The following is a 19450-nucleotide window of genomic DNA, read 5'->3' as shown; positions in this document are numbered from 1 at the left end:
GAATAATAAACGCTAGGCTCGACTCAGTTCCAGCGCTCCTGTTGGCATTTGGCTCCTTGAGAGACTTGTGGATACACCATTTTGTGTCCGACTAAAGACATCTTCTTCTAGCAAGCGTTGGCGCACTGCTTCGATGTGTTCTGGGTCGTCTTTGGCAATACGAGGAATACAGTAAACGTACTCTAGATAAGAAAAATATTTCTCGCACAGCTGAGTATTCATTTGCCAACCTTGCTGTATTTGCAGTAAACACTCCGTTAGCTGAGACGCTGTGTTTGCGTGTAATACCAACCCATCTATGTTGTAGCAAGCATCGCCAAGCGTAATAACACGTTGATTTAGTAAAAGTGATTCCATGCCTACTGTCGAGTTTATTGTAACAACCGCTTCGGCCTTACTCATTAATTCGACCGTTGAATTGCCATTGGCGAATTGTCCTATTGAGTCCTTATTATACAAAGACGAATAGTGCTTATGCCAAGAGGGATGTTCTTTAAAAACCACTTTTAACTCTGGATCATTAAGTGCTTTGACAGAAGATATCACTTGATCGTACAGCATCTCCATCGATTCAATCCAAGAGGAATAGCATACAATTTGCGTATCGTGGGGCACTTGAAATGGAACAAAAATAAATCGATCTGGTAGGTCTGCGCTTTGAAAATGTTGTCGTTTTTTTATATTGCTACGCGGCACAATGTCTGGAGCAGAAAATGCATGTTTGTTCTCTGGATCAAATGACAAATAGAAACTGGGATCCTGACTCAAAGACGAAGAAAAATTAACGCCTTTAGGATCTAGAGTAACGGTTTGTGGCAATAAACCATTTTCAAAGTAGAAAACCTTAATTCCCAAACTCTTAGCCGCCATCGCTATGGTGACATTAGGCAGTTTTCGCCCATTCCAGATAACAACATGGGATGGCTTTTTTACCGATAATACCGATAGGAATTTAGCGTACCTTAAACGCTCCACACCAAGCTGGACACGGCGATATAACGACATTAACAAGGTGTTTTTCCAGATAGGATGGTAAGCTTTTTTACGCTTCGTTTGCTGCTCAAGAACGTCACTAAAGTCGACTTTACAGGCTTCTTTTAAGAACGGCAGTGAGGATAAGGTCGGCATACCTGTAATGTATAGCTCACAATCCAACTTCAGGCGTTTCACTAAAATTTGATAATATCGGGAATGTACATTTTTTCGAGAAATGAATAAGTAGTCCATATTGTCGCCATACTTCTGTCTTGTTGAGGTATTTTTATAACACCGAAATAAGACATCAGTATGACGAGAGCGATCATCCTTAACGGTTAACGCCAAATCACCGATGGTCTCGCGAAATGTCCCTTTACCCTGTTAATGGGAAACATTCAGCGACAAGGTTTTTTTGTTGTCTAAAACCAAACTCACTCCCGCCAAAACAACCGCGCCGAGCACTATCCAAGACCCCAATACAACGCCGGTCCAACCGTTCGCTTGCCAAAATGGGTCTAGGTAGAATCCGCCTAAACTTGCCCCAAGATAATAGAAAACAAGGTACAAAGAAGAGGCGCTGGCTTTGGCGTGTTTGGCGTTTCGACTAACAAACCCACTGGCCGTTGAGTGACATAGAAAGAAGCCAAAGCTGTTTATGAGTAAGCCCACAATGATCGCCAATAACGAATTTCCAAGCGTCACCAGTGAACCAAACATAAAGATACAGGTGCCTAACACCATAATATTGGGCTGGCTCCAACGTTTGGCGAGTTTACCCGAGATCGCCGAGCCCAAGGTGCCAGATAAATAAGTTAAGAACAGCAAGCCGACGTACTTCGCAGTTAAGTTATATGGCTCAGCCTCTAAAACGAAGGTCACATAGCTGTATTGATTGATAAAAATGAAGAAGCTGAAGCCACCAATCAAATAACAGGTAAGTAATCGACGGTTTTGCAAATGGCTTTTCATATTATTCAATATATGACCAACACGAAGAGGCTTTGGCTCAAAGTGTTGAGATTTTGGTAGCAGGAAGAAAAAAGCGAGCAAACACATCAGACTGATGGCACTCATTACGGCAAAAGTGGCAGAGCGGCCCAGCCACTCCCCGACGAAGCCGCCAATAAGACGACCACCAATACCACCCAATGTATTACCGCTGATGTACAAACCAACCGCCACCAGTAACGCTTCAGGCGTGTACTCGTCTCCCAAATACGCCACCGCAATGGCTGGCAACCCTGCCAGAAAGAAGCCTTGCAACGCGCGTAATGCAAGCAGTGATTCGTAGCTTTGTACTAAGGACAAACAAAAGGTGGTTAAGGTGATGCCCACCATGGTCATCACCATGATGCCTTTTCGACCAAGAGCGTCAGAGATCGGCCCATAAAAAAGCAATGAAATGCCCAGAGTCAGTGTGGTAATGGTGAAGCTGCCACTGGCTTGCAGTGGGCTGATGGCGAATTCATTCGCGATCATCGGCAATAAAGGCTGTGTTACATACACATTGGCAAAAATCATGAATGAGCCAATCACCAAGGCCAAAGTGCCTCGCCAAAATACCGCACTGCCAACTTCAATCACACGCAACTCCGCTGGGTTAACACCCATAAAATGAAATAACAGTGCCACTATACGCCCAGTGATTTTATCAATAAAATATATCTATCTTATAGAATCCATAAGGATCTCTGATGGACATTAAACCATTGCGTTACTTTGTTGCCATTGCAAAAACCGCCAGTTTCACGAAAGCGGCTCAGCAGTTGAGTGTCGCTCAGCCTGCCGTGAGTATGGCGATCAAAAAACTGGAAGCCGATTTAGGTTTGACTCTCATCCATCGAGCCGATCGTCACGTGGGTTTAACGGACGAAGGTAAAAGGTTATTGGTTCATGCGGAAAAAATCGTTCAGGCAACCGATGACGCTCTGCTGGAAATGGGTGAACTACAGGGATTAAGTCAGGGCGAAGTTCGCGTAGGAATTCCCAGCATGTTGGGCTCGTATTATTTCCCCCATTTTGATGGCGTTTCGCCACAAATACCCTACCATTGCGCTTAAAGTCATTGAAGGCGGTACGTGGCAACTGCAACAAATGCTCGAAAATGGCGAGTTGGATCTGAGTGTGATCGTCGCGGAAACCCTGCCCGACGGCTTGGAAACTCAGGCATTGATTCGTGAAGAAATGCGAGTCACCATTGCGACAGATCACCCCTTTAGCCAACTAGAACGCATCACGCCAGACGCGTTTTTCGATGAAGAATTGGTGATGTTTAAAGAGGGGTATTTTCATCGTCGCATCGTCGATAAACTGGCCAAAGCGTGTAATAAACAACCTAAAATTGGCTTCGAAACCAATTTAATTCCACTAATCAAATCCATTACTCAACAAGGTTTTGGCATCTCAACCTTACTCTCTATGGTAATAGAAGACGACGACGAGCTAATAACCCGATCATTTGATCCACCCATTTGGTTAGACCTTGGCATTGCTTGGCGTAAAGACAGCTATCTGTCGAAAGCCAATCGCGCCTTTTTGGAGTTTGTGAGTGAACACGGTCGCTACAAACGCTGAAGACAAAAATGCCCGTCCTAAGTAGACTCAGAACGGGCATTTGCTATCGATCAACTGCGTTTAATTAAACAAACGCGCTTCAAACAAAGACGACTGTTTAAAACGGTGCAGGCTTTTCGCCCCAGCCAGAACAGCAAGGTCCAGAATAGGTTCAATCAGCACAACACTCAAATACGCGATACCAAACGTCGCCACAGAGGCCAAGTTATCAGCACCCATACCTTGACCATAAAATGCCCAGAACGCCACCCAAGCGACAATGCCGCCTTGGTAAGTTAAGGACAGTTTCAATGCCTGTTTATAGCTAATATCGACGTATGCCGTATTCTCCGCGATAGTGCGACGAGCCACCGCAGACATAGCAAACAAAGGCAACAATAACGTCGTGACGTTCATACCATATTGAGGCAAGTCGAATTGAGCAAAGAAAACACCTTGTGTTAATAAGCCTAATATCAGGCCTATAGATGCCGCGGCCGGGCCAAAAACAAGAAACAACGTCGACCCCAAGATGAGATGCACTTCCGATACGCCCACAGCCTGATGAGGCAGTATCTCAAAAAAAACAAAGACAAAAAGAGTGGTTAACGCACTACGACCGATCAAAGACAGCAAGCCGTCTTTTTTTATCATCTCGATGGACGCTTTAGCGGATAGACCAAGCGCGGCAAAGGCCGTCGCGTAACTTAAAACAATTTTTGCGCCGTCAACGACGCCCGGTTCAATGTGCACGATGTGCCTCCAAAATGGATCTCATACTCACCCGTATGATTCAAATTAACGTATTGGTTTACCCAAATACGAGTCAATGAAGGCCGGTCTCCGGACTCATAAGTGTGGGATCGAACTGTATTTTTACGTCTCTCGCCCCTTCCCATCCGATATCATTACGCTCACGAACAGTGGAAACGAGAAAAAATACATCACTTATTTACCGTTGCGGGGGCAGTACAGGGTTTGTGTAAGTCCACTCACCTGTTTCCCGTTTCACCAGTCAGACTGGCACCTTCACAAGAACGGTCAACCTCATTAAGTAACGACGTTGACCGAAGTTCGAAGCGTACGTTTTAAGTCCGCGTTAAGCAACAAACGAATTGCAAATTGCGCTTAGGAAGGCTTACGACCTGATAAAGAACTGCGTGCGTTCATTCTCGATTCAATATTTTTGAGAAGAGAAGTGCGATGAAAAACAGTACCGCCTATAATACCAATGGTGCTGCCAATGGAGATATCAACCAAACGGTGATGCAACAACACTTCTGTGCTCATGTTTGCGCTGGTGATTTCGGCCATGATGACGGTGAGCGGCGTAATAAAAATCACCGCGGCACCGTAGTTTTTTACGATCAATAATTCCACAACAAACTGGAAAAAGATCATGCTAAGTGCCAACACCCAGTAATTAGGTTGAAAAGAAAACAGCACAGAAGCAACGCCCATCCCTAATGCCGTTCCCACAATGCGATGAATGTTACGGTGCCAGATCATCCGATAAGTAGCGCCTTGCAAAATAGCCGCGCAAGAAATAGGCACCCACAATGCGTTTGGTAAATGGCACAACACGGCCACGAAATAAGCAAAAGCAATACAGAATGCGACCAGAGCGCCTTCTAAAATAATGGCGTTTACTTGAGGATCCGTCTCTATCTTAACGGGAGGTAAGTCATTTGCGTGCGTCATCAAGCTGTAAAAGAAAGCCAGTACACATGCCAACATGCCCCCCAACCCCACCATGCCAATGTTCGCAGACCACCGGCTCAAATCAAATGGCAAATAAATCGCAAGCGCAGACACAAGAATGAAGAAAAAACTGCCCGGTGGAGGAAGGCGATAATAGCGTGTAATGACAATGGCGCTAAAGGACAAGATCCCAAGCGCCAGCGCAGCAAGGTAAGGGTTAACACTGGCCAACGAGCCCACGCTAAAACACACCATAAATCCAAAAGAACACATGGCCAAGGTCACCATTCTATGGGCAATACGCGTTTTTGGTAGATACAAGATAACCATGGCGCCCAAGCTGGATAAGGTGGCAACAGCAAATTGATTGGTCGCAGCGCCGATCAAGGCGGGCGTCCCAACAGCGACGGCGGCTAAAACCGCAAGATGCCAAGGTCGCTTGATATCGCTCCATGCAAAAAGGTCTTTTATCTGAATCATCACAGACTTTAGCAAGTTGGTACTCCATACAAATGTTTAGTAGGACAACATTATAACACCAACAAGCACCATCAAAGATGAAAAATTCAGATCGGCGTTATCTAAAAATACGTTCAGACCAAACCGTTAGCCCAGCGGCAACACTGCCAAAGTGATCGCCATCCAAGACGGGGATATCACCAATACTGGCTTGAATCGCCTCACGAATAATGGGCGATTTGGCGGAACCACCTGTCATGTAGATTAAGTCTGGGGTGTCACCTGCTTGCGCAATCGCGACTTTCATCAGGTTAAGCATTTTTTCTAATGGGGAATCGATGGATTTTGCCAATGCATCCCGCGTAATGTCCGTTCCTAAGGCCGCTTCGATGTAATCCAGCGAGGCGGTATAGTGGAACGAGTCAGACAGTGCAATTTTGGCTTCTTCTGCGCTTCTTACAATGTGGTAATTGTGTTTCTCTTCTCTCATGCGCAAGAAACGCTCTATTAATTTGGGGTTGGCCGCGTCCAATTTCAGTTGCTCAATTTGCTGTTTGGTTTCCATACTATTAAAGGTTGCGATCGCGGACACGTCATTCGTGGTCACGGCGTTCCAGTAAAGCTGTGTTGGCATGGGCAACCCCGTTTTTAACAAGCTATTCATCCCGAACAGAGGCATAAAATGTCGGCCAGCAATTTGTATGTCCAAATCATTCCCGCCAACACGCTCTCCAGTATGAGCTAGAAAATCTTCACGACGGTCCGCTTTTTTTAGGTAGTCTGGCCCCATTCGCACCATGGCGCAGTCCGTAGTACCACCACCAATATCCACAACCAAGACTGTTTTGTTGTCTGGCAAGGTCATTTCAAAATCTAACCCCGCCGCTATTGGCTCATAAAGAAACTCAATTTCCTTAAACCCTGCGCGCTTGCCCGCCGTTGTTAGGATGTCTAAGGCTTGTCGGTTACTGGCTTCGGCATCAAGGCCTTGGAAGTTAACCGGACGCCCAATCACGGTATGAGTAATCTCTTGACCAAGGGACTTTTCAGCGCGCTGTTTGATGTTTTGCATCATCACAGTGACGATGTCTTCAAAAAAGTGAATATGCTCAGACCGTAAGCCTGCGCCACCAAGAAAAGATTTGGGAGATTTTACAAAATAGCCTTCTTCAGGCCATTGAAAGTATTCTTCAAATGCAGCGCGACCAAAAAATAACGTCTGATCTTCATCCGCGATGTCTTCTTCGTAACGAGCGCGCTTGGCACGAGTTAACGCATTTTGTCTAAGCTCTGCAAACGATTGTCTTGCATGAATATCTTGAAGGCCTCGACCAACGGCTTCGGTGATTAAGTCACGATCTAGAGCGTATAAAGTAGAAGGTAAAAAAGAGTGATCTCCTTCCAACGCGACTAAACGCACTGACGAATCTTGCATAACGCCCAACGCGCAATTGGATGTTCCGTAATCAAAACCACAAATCATCTATTTTTACCTATCAACACGAATAAAATGGCCGCGGACGATAACAGAAAGCCCCCGAAGTATCAAAAGCTGAAAAGGGCTAATTCCTAATAGAAAAGCGATGATAAATATAAGAAAATGGCGGCCATTTTGAAATACCTCTTATACTCAATGGAACTATCCGCTTTACGTGAACACGTAGGAGAACCAAGGATGCACTTTTCGTTACAAACTAAAATCACTCTTCAGTCTATTATTGTGGCCATTGTCATAGCACTTGCCATTGGTGGCGTCTCTTTTTATGAGTTCAAGACAGACAGCGATGCTCGCATCAAATCAGAAGCCAACTCTCAAGCGAATGCCATTTCAACGTACATCAACAGTTGGTCAGCAGATCGCGTAGGAACCATGCAGGCCGTTAAGCAAAAAATCGAAGCTTTACTAACGGCTCAGCCAAACGCGAATGAAAAAGAAATCCTCACTATTTTGCAGCAAGCGCAAACCAGTTTGAGTTTTGGCATGACGTTTTTAGGATTAGAAAATGGCGAGATGTATCGTCATGATCCTTCTTTAAACAGCGCTGACTACGATCCACGCAAACGCAGTTGGTATATAGATGCCAAAGCCAAAAACAGTGCCTACGTGACCGCGCCTTATGTTTCGGCTTCTACCCAAAAGCTCTCGATGACCTTTGTTGAGCCGATTATGGTAAAGGGGCAATTTGTCGGCGCCATAGGCGGGCTGGTTTTCCTAGACAGCATACTGGATACGGTATTGGCCATGAAAGTGGCAGGAGATGGATACAGTGTCCTGTTTGATGGCGACGGAAAAATCATTGCACACTCGGACAAAAAACACATATTAAAAGAAGCAACAGACCTTTCTCCCACCCTAACGCGCGACCTATTCCAACAAGTGCGCAAACAAGCAAAATTAGTCGACCTCACACTAAATGGTGAAGACACACTTATGCACGCCAGCAACATAAAAGGCAGCCCATGGGTGCTCGGCTTAATGATGAACAAAAGCGTGCTGAATGCGCCTTTATACAATTTGGGGGCCAATATCCTCATGTCGGTCGTCATTTTATTGTGTTTAGCCATTTTCATCGTTGTACAGGTGACGCGCTTTTTGCTCAGAGACTTACGTCGTGTATCAGACAGTATGGCGCAAATAGCCCAAGGAGATGGCGATCTAACACAGCGACTCACGGCCAACTCAAAAGATGAAATCGCCGTACTGGTTGGCAACTTTAACCAATTTGTTGCCCTACTTCATGGCACTGTGTCTCACTTAAAAAATGTGGGGCACGAGTTAGCAAAGCAAGCCAGTGCAGCACACAACTCATCAAGAAACAGCTCACTGAAGCTGGAAGAGCAACAGCACAATATTTCTATGGTCGCGACCGCTATTCACCAAATGGCGCAAGCCACACAAGAAATTGCTGGCAATGCTACTAATACAGCCATTAACGCCGATGAAACCGTTGCCGCAAGTACGGTAGGACAATCGCAAGTATTGAAAAGCCAAGACAGTATTCGAACGCTTGCCGTAGACATTCAAGGTGTGGCCGATGTGATCAATGACCTAAGTAAAAATGCTGACGGCATTAATACCATCCTGACCACCATCTCTGGCATCGCTGAACAAACCAACCTACTCGCATTAAACGCTGCAATTGAAGCAGCACGCGCCGGCGAACAAGGGCGAGGGTTTGCCGTCGTGGCCGACGAAGTCCGTGTTTTATCACAACGCACCTACAGCTCTATTGAAGAAATTCAGAAAATGATCGAATCGCTTCAAAAAATCACCAAAGATGCGGTTAACAAAATTCAATTAAGTCATAGCCGAGCAAACAGGAGTGTGGAAGATGTAAACATGGCCAAAGAGAGCTTGGATAAAATCCAACAGTCTGTCATGACCATAAACGACCGCGCGGCTCAGATTGCCACGGCAACCGAAGAGCAAACCAGTGTTACTTCAGAAGTCAATCAAAACACCGCGGACATTCAGCAAGGCTCTACAGAACTCGTAACCCTTGCCGCAGAAAGTGCCGCCAGAGCGGAAGAGCTTAAATCCTTGGCTGACGATTTGACAAAAAGCATCAATAACTTCAGAACCTAAACTTCAGAGCTTAAACGTCACCTAACCTTTTAAAACAGCAAAAAAATGCAAAAAAAAACCTATCAGATTAAAATCTGATAGGTTTTTTTATAGATTGGGAGAGCACTAAACCAATGGAGACACACCAATAATGGCTTGATGCAGATAAAACGCGATAGCAAACCAAGACACCATAGCAAACGCGAACGCCGCTAAGTCATATTGCACGCCAGATTCAAAGTCTCTAATGACACCAGCCTTCCGGTCACGACGACGATACACAGCAAAGCTCACAATAGACCACACCAAAAAGCTGCCAAACACCATCACATCGGCTAAAGAGCCATTACTAATCAAATGCGCAAATGCCCAGATTTTCACTGCAATCAGCATTGGATAGCCCATTTTCTTTTTCATTGTGGTATTAGGAACCAACGCGGAGCCGGCAAAGAACAACGCAACCAACACCAGCAATCCTGCCAAATGGCGAGTCCAAACGGGCGGGAACCACAACCAAACTGGCTCAACGCGCATTTGTAGATACCCCATCACAATAAACGCGGTCGACAATAGTGTGATCATCCCAAAGCGCATTTTCCAACGCATCGCGCCATGCTGCTGCATAATCGTCTCACGCCAATGAGGAGCCACCAAGCGAACAGAATGCAGACAAAAGAAAACCACCAACCCTATTACTAAAATCAACATACTAAGATGTTCCTCATACTCTTAAAAAATCATTTACCCGTGCGGCTTTGGCTTTTATAAACGCCGTGTATAGAACGACCAAAACCGCCATACCGTTGTTGAGCAGAATTATAAAGTGAAACAGACAATAGGCCTATTACTCATTGCAGCCAATTCTAAAAGTGCAATTCCTTATGCCACAAAATTTCAAGCCCTTAAAACCTCAAGGGAGTCACCAAAACGTCACAAAAAGCCCTGCAAAATAGCGTTTTTAAGCTAGAAAAAGCCCCCACCTTTGCTCTAGAATACACCGTTTTGACTAACGGGCAGGTTGCCATGATCAAGACACCATATTACCTCATTGATAAAGCGGCTCTTCTGAAGAATTTAGAGAAGATCGCCTATGTGCGCCAACAGTCCGGAGCCAAGTCTTTGCTTGCTTTAAAATGCTTTGCCACTTGGTCAGTGTTTGACCTGATGCAAGAGTACATGGACGGCACGACGTCTTCATCTCTGTACGAAGTGAAGCTTGGAAAAACCAAATTCAAGGGTGAAACTCACGCCTACAGCGTGGCGTATTCTGACGATGAAATTAGCGAAGTATTAGACCACTCCGACAAAATAATCTTCAACTCTATCGGCCAATTCAACCGTTTTAAAGACGCCAGCAAAGACAAAACTCGGGGGCTACGCGTGAACCCTCAGGTCAGTACATCTGAGTTTTTGATTGCCGACCCAGCGCGCCCTTTTAGCCGACTTGGCGAATGGGACCCAGAAAAAATTGAAACAGTGATTCACGACATATCCGGTTTTATGTTCCACAATAACTGTGAGAACAACGATTTTGATCGCTTTGATGACATGCTGAACCTGATCGAAGATCGTTTTGGTCATTTGATTCAGCAAGTGAAATGGGTAAGCCTTGGCGGCGGCATACATTTCACAGGGGAAAACTACCCTATCGATAAGTTTTGCCAACGCCTAAAAGCGTTTGCTGAGAAGTACGACATTCAAGTGTATTTAGAGCCAGGTGAAGCCAGTATTACCAAAAGTACCACGCTTGAAGTGACAGTATTGGACACGTTATTCAATGGCAAAAACTTAGCCGTTGTAGACAGCTCTATCGAAGCGCACATGCTGGATTTATTGATCTACCGTGAAAATGCTAAAATGGCACCGTGTGAAGGCGAGCAGGAATACATGATTTGTGGAAAATCTTGCTTAGCGGGTGATATTTTCGGCGAATTCAAATTTGAAAAACCCTTGCAAGTTGGTGACCGCCTATCGTTTCAAGACGCCGCAGGCTACACCATGGTGAAAAAGAACTGGTTTAACGGTGTAAAAATGCCGTCTATTGCCATACGCCAACTGGATGGCACTATCGAGCTCGTTAGGGAATTCGACTACAACGATTTTGAGCAGAACTTGTCTTAATCATAAGTTAATACGGTTCAACACTTTTTATTTTGGAGATAGCGTTACTATGAAAAAAAATGTCCTAATCATCGGCGGTGGAGGCGTGGCTCGTGTTGTGGCCCATAAATGCGCCCAACACAATGACACACTGGGCAATATCGCAATTGCTTCGCGCAGCGTTACGAAATGCGACGATATTGTATCCAGTGTCCTCGACAAAGGCAGCATGAAGGTAGAGGGCCGCATTCAAGCATTCGCCCTAGACGCTCTTGACGTGCCAGCAACGGTTAAATTGATTCAAGACACCGAATCTCAAATCGTCATCAACGTAGGCTCAGCCTTCATCAACATGTCTGTGCTTGAAGCCTGCATGGAAACGGGTGCCGCTTACCTAGACACCGCCATCCATGAAGACCCAGCTAAAATTTGTGAAACCCCACCTTGGTACGCAAACTACGAATGGAAACGCCGCGACGCGTGTAAAGAAAAAGGCATCACAGCCATTCTTGGCGTGGGCTTTGATCCAGGTGTTGTCAACGCTTACGCCGCCCTTGCGTACAACGATTATTTTGACAGTGTGAGTGATATCGACATCATCGATATCAACGCCGGCAGCCACGGAAAATACTTCGCAACCAACTTTGATCCAGAGATTAACTTCCGTGAATTCACCGGACGTGTGTACTCTTGGCAAGACAGCGCGTGGCAAGAAAATAAAATGTTTGAAGTCAGCCGCACAGACGATTTACCTGTCGTCGGCAAACAAACAGCCTACATGACAGGCCATGATGAAGTGCACTCCATCTCACAAAACTTGAATGTACCAAACGTGCGTTTCTGGATGGGATTTGGCGAACACTACATCAACGTATTCACCGTGCTTAAAAACCTTGGCCTGCTGTCTGAACAGCCCGTTAAAACCGCGGAAGGTTTAGAAGTCGTGCCACTTAAAGTGGTAAAAGCGGTACTGCCTGACCCTTCTTCTCTTGCCCCTGATTACACAGGAAAGACCTGCATCGGTGATGTAGTAAAAGGCATCAAAGATGGCAAAGAGAAAGAAGTCTTCATCTACAACGTTGCAGACCACAAAGACGCGTTCAACGAAGTGGGCAGCCAAGGTATTTCTTATACAGCTGGCGTGCCACCTGTTGCCGCAGCCATCTTGGTTGCCAATGGCACGTGGGATGCGAAAGAGATGCGTAACGTTGAGCAACTTGATCCAAAACCTTTCTTAGGTTTGTTGAATGACATGGGCTTGCCGACTCGAATTAAAGACGAAAACGGCGACCGCCCTTTCACACTTTAATAGCAATACCCTAAAGCCAGCCTGACTTTACATAACCCCGCTTTGTCGGGGTTATTTTTTTCCTGCTCATTCTTTACTCAAATCATGCACAATAATGCTATAGTTTCGACACTGTCTCTTTCTGTTTTATTTATGAACTGATCAACCGATAAGGAACTCTGTTATGAAAAAGGAACTCAAGCTAGCGTTAATGCTCACCACTATCACTTTAACACTGGCAGGTTGCGCCTCGAACCCTGACTCTGCATCGAACCTAAGCGAAGACGCTAAACAGTCTGAAACCATCAGTCAAATCAGCGAATTCAAAGCCTCGTTAGACCAAGCAGAACAGCAAGTCTCGAAAGGCGTCGAAGAAGAGCTAGACTGGTTTGCAGCAAAGCACATAGAAGAAGCCAATAAAGCACTGGCGGAAGCGAAAGAATATTACGCAAAATTTGAGTTTGACCCATCCGAAGCCAACAGCAGCACTGGGCTTTTTACTTCTACCACCAACATCGGCGCAGCCAAAGAAAGTCTTAATCAATTTAACAGCCGCATGGACAAAGCAAGAAGCTTAAAAGCCACATCCCTGTCCACTCTGTCTGAAGCCTTTGATTATCACGCACAGTTGAAAAAAATTGACGCTGAAAAATACTTTCCAAGTACAGTCAAAGAACTCAACACAGAGTTAAAAAAACTGGTTGATCAAATTGCAGACGAAAAAACAGGAGATGCCATTGCCGCTCAACCCGCGTTGGTCGCAAATCAGCGCGCTCTTGAAGTCAAAACCGTCAGTAAAATTTACTTAGCGGATGCTCAAAAAGAACTCGATCGACTCATTAAATCAGACATTTCACAACATGCGCCGAAATCCCTGTCTCAAGTATCCGCATCATTGAATGCCACAATGGCGTTCATTGCCGCCGATCCAAGAGCAATCGATGCAATTAAAGAAAAAGCAGATGCGGTTCTTTTTTCGGTGAAAAGAGCAGAGCGGATTTCGTTGACAGTGAAAAAGCTCAAAGCTTTGTCATCAAAAGATTATGAAGACTTCGTTACTGGCTACGAAAAAATTCTGTTTGAAATCAGTTACACACTTGGCACAGAAGACAAACGTGACCTGTCGTTTGAGCAGCAAGGAAAAGCAGTGGTTACTTTCATCAACACTGAAATGAAAAACCTAAATGAATCCGAAGACATTCAGCAACAACTTCGTAAAAAGCTGTCTAACCAAGTGGCGTACTCTAAACTTCTAGAAGAAAAAATTGAAAAACTAAACAAAGACTTAGCGGAACTAAAACAGCCGCTAGTAAAGAAAGAAACACAGGAAAAAGACGCCGTGGCGGCACCCGCTGAAACGGTAGAAAGTGAGACTAAAATGGATACTTCAAACTAATAACATTTGGTTAAACCACAAAAAATGCCAGCAACTTTACATAAAGAAGCTGGCATTTTTTTATCCGCAACGTCTGAATTACTTGTGGGCAAATGCGGTTTTCGTGCAATCACCGTCGATTTTGTCTTTCTCTTCTTCAAGAATGTCTTGTGTAAACTGCCCCATAAAACAACAACAAATCCCTTCACCAATCATGGTGCGTGGCCCCATTGGGTGGCCAATGTGCTTGTAAACACCATGAGAATGCCCATGATCATGTGAATGTCCGTGGCTATGACCATGACCATGACCATGACCATGACCATGACCATGACCATGAGAGTGTCCATGATCATGCGAATGTCCGTGACTATGATCGTGAGAATGCGGTTTAAGCACAGAGGAGTGAGACAACTCCCCCGAAGAGACAACAGCATGTTTAAGGTCAAAACTAGACAAGCCTTGCGTGTCGTCTTGTGGGTCAACAAACTCAGCGTGATGGTGGTGAACATCCACCTCACCTGCCGCCAAACGTCGCTTAAAAGAATTCATCAAGGTTTCTTCACCAGTCTGCCATTCCCCTTGCATGATTTCTTCCACACGATTTTGAAAAGCATCAATGACCCGCGGATGGTCATTTAGGTAAGGTGTTTGAATGAACTCAATACTTGGATTAGCTTGAGCCACCTTGTCGACATAACCTTGAATACGTTTGATCAAGCGACCAGTAAATAAGAAATATGGGGCAACCACTATGCGCTTGTAGCCTAGCTTCATTAGGTTTTCTAAACCAACCCCTACAGACGGATATGTTACGCCAGAGTAAACCGTATCCGCCCAGCCAAAGCCCATATTTTCGTTAACAATGCGCGTTAACTTCGCCGCTTCTGCGTTCGCAGACGTATCCGATGTACCACGACCAACGACGACCAACAGAGTGTCATAAAGGTTGGCTGGCGGATTTTCAGGGTCCAACCCCAATGATTCATAAATGCGCGCTTGGAAGGCATCGATCATGTCATCTTGTAAGCCTAACTCACGGCCATAAGTGATGTGCAAACCTGGGTGTTTTTCTTCGTAAGTGGTTAACACCGAAGGAATGTCGTTTTTCGCATGCGTTGCTGCGAACAACATGCCAGGCACCGCATAAATTTCTTCAACACCTTGGTCAACCAAGCTGTTTAAACCCATATGAATGTTAGGGGCAGAAAATTCCAAAAAGCCATACTCGACAGGTAAATCGGGAAAACGCTCTTTTAGTCCTTTTGCTACTAGACCAAACTCACGCTCTGCGTCTTTATCACGGCTGCCGTGGCCACAAATCATAATGCCCTTTTTGGCCTGTTCTGAATTTTTCATGCTTTCTCTCTTTCTGTATTCGACTTAGCTGACAATCAGTCAAGTGACTGCCAACAAGGTTACAAGTGACCTTCTGCCCAAGATCACAGGCTTTGTTCTTGTTGCTGATCCAAATCAAGCAACAAGGATTGAATGCTGTCTTTATAATCGCCCGCATTTTGCCACATGCCGCGCTGTATTGCTTCTAATAGACGCTCGCCCATTTCTTCTAATGCATGAGGATTATTATCTCGCATGAAGGCTTGGTTGTCTGGATCGAGCAACAACCTATCGGTGACTTGTTCGTATTGATAATCCGAGACCAAATCGGTCGTCGCATCATAAGCAAATAAATAATCCACAGTAGCGGTCATTTCAAACGCGCCTTTATAACCGTGCGTTTGCATGGCGTCGATCCATTTTGGATTCAACACTCGCGAACGTACGACGCGATTCAGCTCTTCTTTTAGGGTGCGAATTTTAGGCGAACTCGGGTTCGAGTGGTCACTGTGATAAACACTGGGCGCTTGACCACTAAACTCGGTAACGGCATTGGTCATACCGCCTTGAAATTGATAATAATCGTCCGAATCAAGTATATCGTGCTCGCGGTTATCTTGGTTTTGCACCACCGCGTCCAACTGCGACAAACGCGCCACAAACGCGTCTTTTGCCTCTACGCCTTCGCCATTTCCTTGATTGTCAGCCCCGTCGCCATAAGAACCATAAGAACCATAAGCGTACCCCCCCAGTTAACATAAGCTTCCGCTAAGTCGGCTTTGGTGTCCCAGCAACGCTCGTCGATTAAACCTTGCAAACCCGCGCCATAAGCCCCGGGTTTACTGCCGAAAACGCGATAGGTGGCTTGACGATTTGCCTCGGATTCACCCATGCCTTGAGCCAGTAATGTGCTTTTTCGCGCTTCCACATTGTCACGAATAACATTGCCTGTGCCCGGCTCTTGATAATCGGCAATGGCTTGCACCGCCGCATCGTAAAGCCGCATAACGTTGGCGAAAGCATCTCGAAAGAAACCGGAGACACGTAAGGTGACATCCACTCGCGGACGACCTAACTGCATGCAAGAAAGCACCTCAAAATCCGTCACACGATTCGAGCCCGGCGCCCAAATCGGCCGAACTCCCATTAAAGCAAACGCTTGAGCAATATCATCGCCGCCCGTTCGCATGGTGGCCGTTCCCCACACGGACAAGCCTAAGTCTCTAGGGTAATCACCATGTTCTTGTAAATGCCGCTGAATGAGCGCTTCAGCGGACTGCTGGCCAATCGCCCAAGCCGCCGGAGACGGAATCGCGCGGTTATCAACGGAGAAAAAGTTGCGCCCTGTGGGCAAGGTATCTAATCGGCCGCGCGTCGGCGCACCACTTGGTCCAGGAGGAATAAAACCGCCCGCCAAGCCCGTGATTAATGCCTGAATCTCGTCGTTTGCACTTTGCTGCAGCGCGACAAACAAGCGCTTTTTACTGTGAGCTAACAACGCAGCGGTTTGCGGCAAGAGTATGGCCAGCTCATCAATGGAAGCTTTACCAATCAAATGGCTCAGGACCAACGCCTTGGCCATTAGCTCCAAGCGCTCCTTGGTATCCGCATGAGTCCGCCACGTTAGTTCGCTTACAGACTGTAAACGCTCGGGCTTATTGCCAAGCCATAACGTTCGCTCACTTTTCATCGGATCAAAATCGTCTTGTTGCAACGATAAATCTTTGACTAAAGCGTGGAGAATCCCTTGACTGGTGATCTCACTTCCGCGCGGTAATCGCAATAATGCCACCAGCGTATCGGCCAGTTTATCGTCCTCGGGTAACTCCCCTAAGCGATGCAATCCATGACGAATTTGCGCCTCTTTTATCTCACATAAGTAAGTATCTAACCCTTCCAGCACGGACTCATCGTTGTCCGCTTCTATCCCTGCCAGCTCTTCAAGCAAATGTGTGGTTTGGACTTTTTCAAGAATCTGTTCACGCAGCCAAGTTTCTCGACGTACGTCCATGCCCATGGCTTGGTAATACTCATCAACTAAACTTTCTAACTCCGCCATATCGCCATAAGTTTCAGCGCGGGTCATCGGCGGCATAAGATGGTCAACAATCACAGCTTGGGTGCGGCGCTTAGCCTGCGCGCCCTCACCCGGATCATTCACAATGAAAGGGTAAAAATGCGGCATCGGCCCTAACGCAATATCTGGCCAACACTGATCTGATAATGCTGTGCCTTTGCCCGGCAACCATTCAAGGTTGCCATGTTTGCCCACATGCACAAAAGCGTCGACCTTATAGACATGGCGCAACCAAAAATAGAAGGCCAAATAACTGTGAGGCGGAATCAAATCTGGGTCATGATAATTCGCCGCGAGATCTAAATTGAAACCACGAGCCGGCTGAATACCGACAAACGTTTCTCCTAAGCGAATACCCGCTAGCATGATGCGACGTTGGCCGTTTTGCTCGCGGCATTTATGGTCTTCTTCCGGTGGCCCCCAGCGATCCCAAACGGCGTGTTGGCATTCCAATGGCAACTGATAAAAATAGTGTAAGTAGTCTTCCAAGGCGATACTTTGCCAACAGCCACGTTCATGTAAGGTATTGGGGTTATTGGTCACCGCGCCAAGTAGCTCTTCGATCAAAGCGTTGCCGTGGTCGGGAATATTCGCAATCGGATAGCCCGCCGATTCTAAGGCTTTTAATAGATTCACTGTCGAGGCCGGTGTGTCCAAGCCTACGCCGTTACCAATACGGCCGTCTTTGGTTGGGTAATTCGCCAGCACCAGAGCGATGCGTTTTTGATGATTCGGTTTGCAGGCTAAATTGGCGAAACGCTTAGCAAGTTGAGCAACAAAACGCGCACGCTCTTCTTGCAATTCGTAACGCACTAAATCGACTTGGGCGATGTCGTTGTAATGGCTTAACGCTTTGAAACTGACTGCACGAGTAATAATGCGACCGTCCATTTCTGGCAAGACAATTTGCATGGCCACATCACGACTGCGAAGCCCTTGAGTTTGCGCTTGCCAATCTTCTTCAGTACTTCCAGACAAGATCAACTGCAAAACGGGGATGGGCGAAGCAAAAGCCGATTGAAAATCCGTTGGCTCAGAAGCCAAATCTGGACTGCCCACGCGATTTGCCGCGAAACCTGTGGTGTTTAAAATCACCTTGGCTTGTGTGCGTTCCACTAACGATTCGATCAAGCCTACCGAGACATCGTCTTTTAAGGAGCTTACCGCCACTGCCAACGGAACCAGACCTTCTTGCTCTAGCACTTCGATCAAGCGATCAAACATCACGGTGTTGCCACTTTGAAGATGAGAGCGATAAAACGCCAAAATAGCGACCGGAGTGCCTTGCGCTAATTCATCGGAATAATGATTTTGCCACTGGGCAAAGCCAGCAGAATGCCCCGCATGATAAATCAAAGCACTGGGTAAAGGAGTAGGCTCTTGCCAAGCACACGGCGACCCAAAATAACGATCAATGAGGAAATAGAACAATTGCTGAGAGTTAACTTGGCCGCTTTCACGCAAATAACGCCACACTCGATGACAGTCTTCTGATTTTGCAGTGGAAACGTTCATTAGTGAAGGGTCTTGCGAATCGTCGCCCGGCACGATGATAAGCGTGCGACCTTCTTTGCCTTGTGCCCATTCTTGCAAGCGCTGAAAACCGTATGCCCAGTAATGCTCACCGCCTAACAAAGATACCACGACCACTTTAGCGTGATCGAGCACCTTGTGTTCGTACAAATCGTAAGCCGCGGGTTTGACTAACTGCATCCAATTGGCAAGACGAACACTCGGCAATCGGACGTTGTTCAATCCATCATGGGGACGATTGAGAGAAGCGACTTGATCAAGTGCACTGCCAAGTGCACCGAGCACACTGTCCGCCGCGGCCAAAATAACTAAGTCTGCTGGGGATTGCCCAAGATCGACAATCCCTTCGTCGTCAACAAAGCCACCCGGTTTGGCTGCTAATAAGTGCACGGTTTCTCCAGCTTCTTTCTTGTACTTACCCGTCATTCCCGCGAAGGCGAGAATCCATAGTTTTTTCATTACGAGCTTGGCATAGCCCTCTTA

At 46.2% G+C, this 19450-nt stretch carries 11 protein-coding genes, 2 pseudogenes and 1 riboswitch; of the genes and pseudogenes, 5 read left to right on the top strand and 8 right to left on the bottom strand.

The window, feature by feature from the left end; translation table 11 throughout:
- Window positions 1-12: 12 nt before the first annotated feature.
- A complete protein-coding gene (locus tag N5P32_RS09375) occupies window positions 13-1227 on the bottom strand; it encodes a capsular polysaccharide export protein, LipB/KpsS family (RefSeq protein ID WP_265728822.1) in 1215 nt (404 codons plus the stop codon).
- 132 nt (window positions 1228-1359) lie between these two features.
- On the bottom strand, window positions 1360-2562 hold the full coding sequence (locus N5P32_RS09370) for an MFS transporter (protein WP_265728867.1): 1203 nt from the start codon (window positions 2560-2562) through the stop codon (window positions 1360-1362).
- Window positions 2563-2672: 110 nt separating this feature from the next.
- Here N5P32_RS09370 and N5P32_RS09365 point away from each other — a divergent pair.
- Window positions 2673-3552: pseudogene (locus N5P32_RS09365) on the top strand (LysR family transcriptional regulator).
- Between the two features lie 60 nt (window positions 3553-3612).
- On the opposite strand, the gene N5P32_RS09360 reads toward N5P32_RS09365, so the two are convergent.
- From N5P32_RS09360 to yegD, 3 genes are all read right to left on the bottom strand, one after another.
- Window positions 3613-4284 (bottom strand): energy-coupling factor ABC transporter permease, encoded by a 672-nt coding sequence (locus tag N5P32_RS09360; protein WP_265728821.1) that lies wholly within the window; start codon window positions 4282-4284, stop codon window positions 3613-3615.
- A 64-nt stretch (window positions 4285-4348) separates the two neighbouring features.
- Window positions 4349-4577, bottom strand: a riboswitch (cobalamin riboswitch).
- Window positions 4578-4659: 82 nt separating this feature from the next.
- Complete coding sequence (locus N5P32_RS09355; protein ID WP_265728820.1) at window positions 4660-5727, bottom strand: FUSC family protein; 1068 nt, start codon at window positions 5725-5727, stop codon at window positions 4660-4662.
- Between the two features lie 82 nt (window positions 5728-5809).
- Window positions 5810-7174 (bottom strand): molecular chaperone, encoded by a 1365-nt coding sequence (gene yegD / locus N5P32_RS09350; protein WP_265728819.1) that lies wholly within the window; start codon window positions 7172-7174, stop codon window positions 5810-5812.
- A 192-nt stretch (window positions 7175-7366) separates the two neighbouring features.
- Between yegD and N5P32_RS09345 the strand changes: the two genes are divergently transcribed.
- Window positions 7367-9277, top strand: a complete 1911-nt coding sequence (locus tag N5P32_RS09345; RefSeq protein ID WP_265728818.1) for a methyl-accepting chemotaxis protein — start codon at window positions 7367-7369, stop codon at window positions 9275-9277.
- Between the two features lie 105 nt (window positions 9278-9382).
- Here N5P32_RS09345 and N5P32_RS09340 read toward each other — a convergent pair whose 3' ends face one another.
- Window positions 9383-9964: an NnrU family protein gene (locus N5P32_RS09340; RefSeq protein WP_265728817.1), complete on the bottom strand. Its 582-nt coding sequence runs from the start codon at window positions 9962-9964 to the stop codon at window positions 9383-9385.
- Window positions 9965-10279: 315 nt separating this feature from the next.
- On the opposite strand from N5P32_RS09340, the gene nspC reads away from it, so the two are divergent.
- From nspC to N5P32_RS09325, 3 genes are all read left to right on the top strand, one after another.
- Entirely contained in the window at window positions 10280-11377 is a 1098-nt protein-coding gene (nspC, locus tag N5P32_RS09335; RefSeq protein ID WP_265728816.1) for a carboxynorspermidine decarboxylase, read from the top strand.
- Between the two features lie 49 nt (window positions 11378-11426).
- On the top strand, window positions 11427-12665 hold the full coding sequence (locus tag N5P32_RS09330) for a saccharopine dehydrogenase family protein (RefSeq protein ID WP_265728815.1): 1239 nt from the start codon (window positions 11427-11429) through the stop codon (window positions 12663-12665).
- Between the two features lie 163 nt (window positions 12666-12828).
- The gene (locus tag N5P32_RS09325) at window positions 12829-14040 is read left to right on the top strand and encodes a hypothetical protein (protein WP_265728814.1); all 1212 of its coding nucleotides are present in this window, start codon (window positions 12829-12831) and stop codon (window positions 14038-14040) included.
- A 78-nt stretch (window positions 14041-14118) separates the two neighbouring features.
- Here the strand turns inward: N5P32_RS09325 and N5P32_RS09320 are convergent, their stop codons facing one another.
- Window positions 14119-15378 (bottom strand): sirohydrochlorin chelatase, encoded by a 1260-nt coding sequence (locus N5P32_RS09320; RefSeq protein WP_265728813.1) that lies wholly within the window; start codon window positions 15376-15378, stop codon window positions 14119-14121.
- Between the two features lie 83 nt (window positions 15379-15461).
- A pseudogene (gene cobN, locus N5P32_RS09315) lies at window positions 15462-19357 on the bottom strand (cobaltochelatase subunit CobN).
- Window positions 19358-19450: the final 93 nt, after the last annotated feature.

The sequence above is a fragment of the Marinomonas pontica genome (genome assembly GCF_026191375.1).
In the GTDB taxonomy this organism is placed as follows: domain Bacteria; phylum Pseudomonadota; class Gammaproteobacteria; order Pseudomonadales; family Marinomonadaceae; genus Marinomonas; species Marinomonas pontica.
This window is presented reverse-complemented; position numbering and strand designations above follow the sequence as displayed.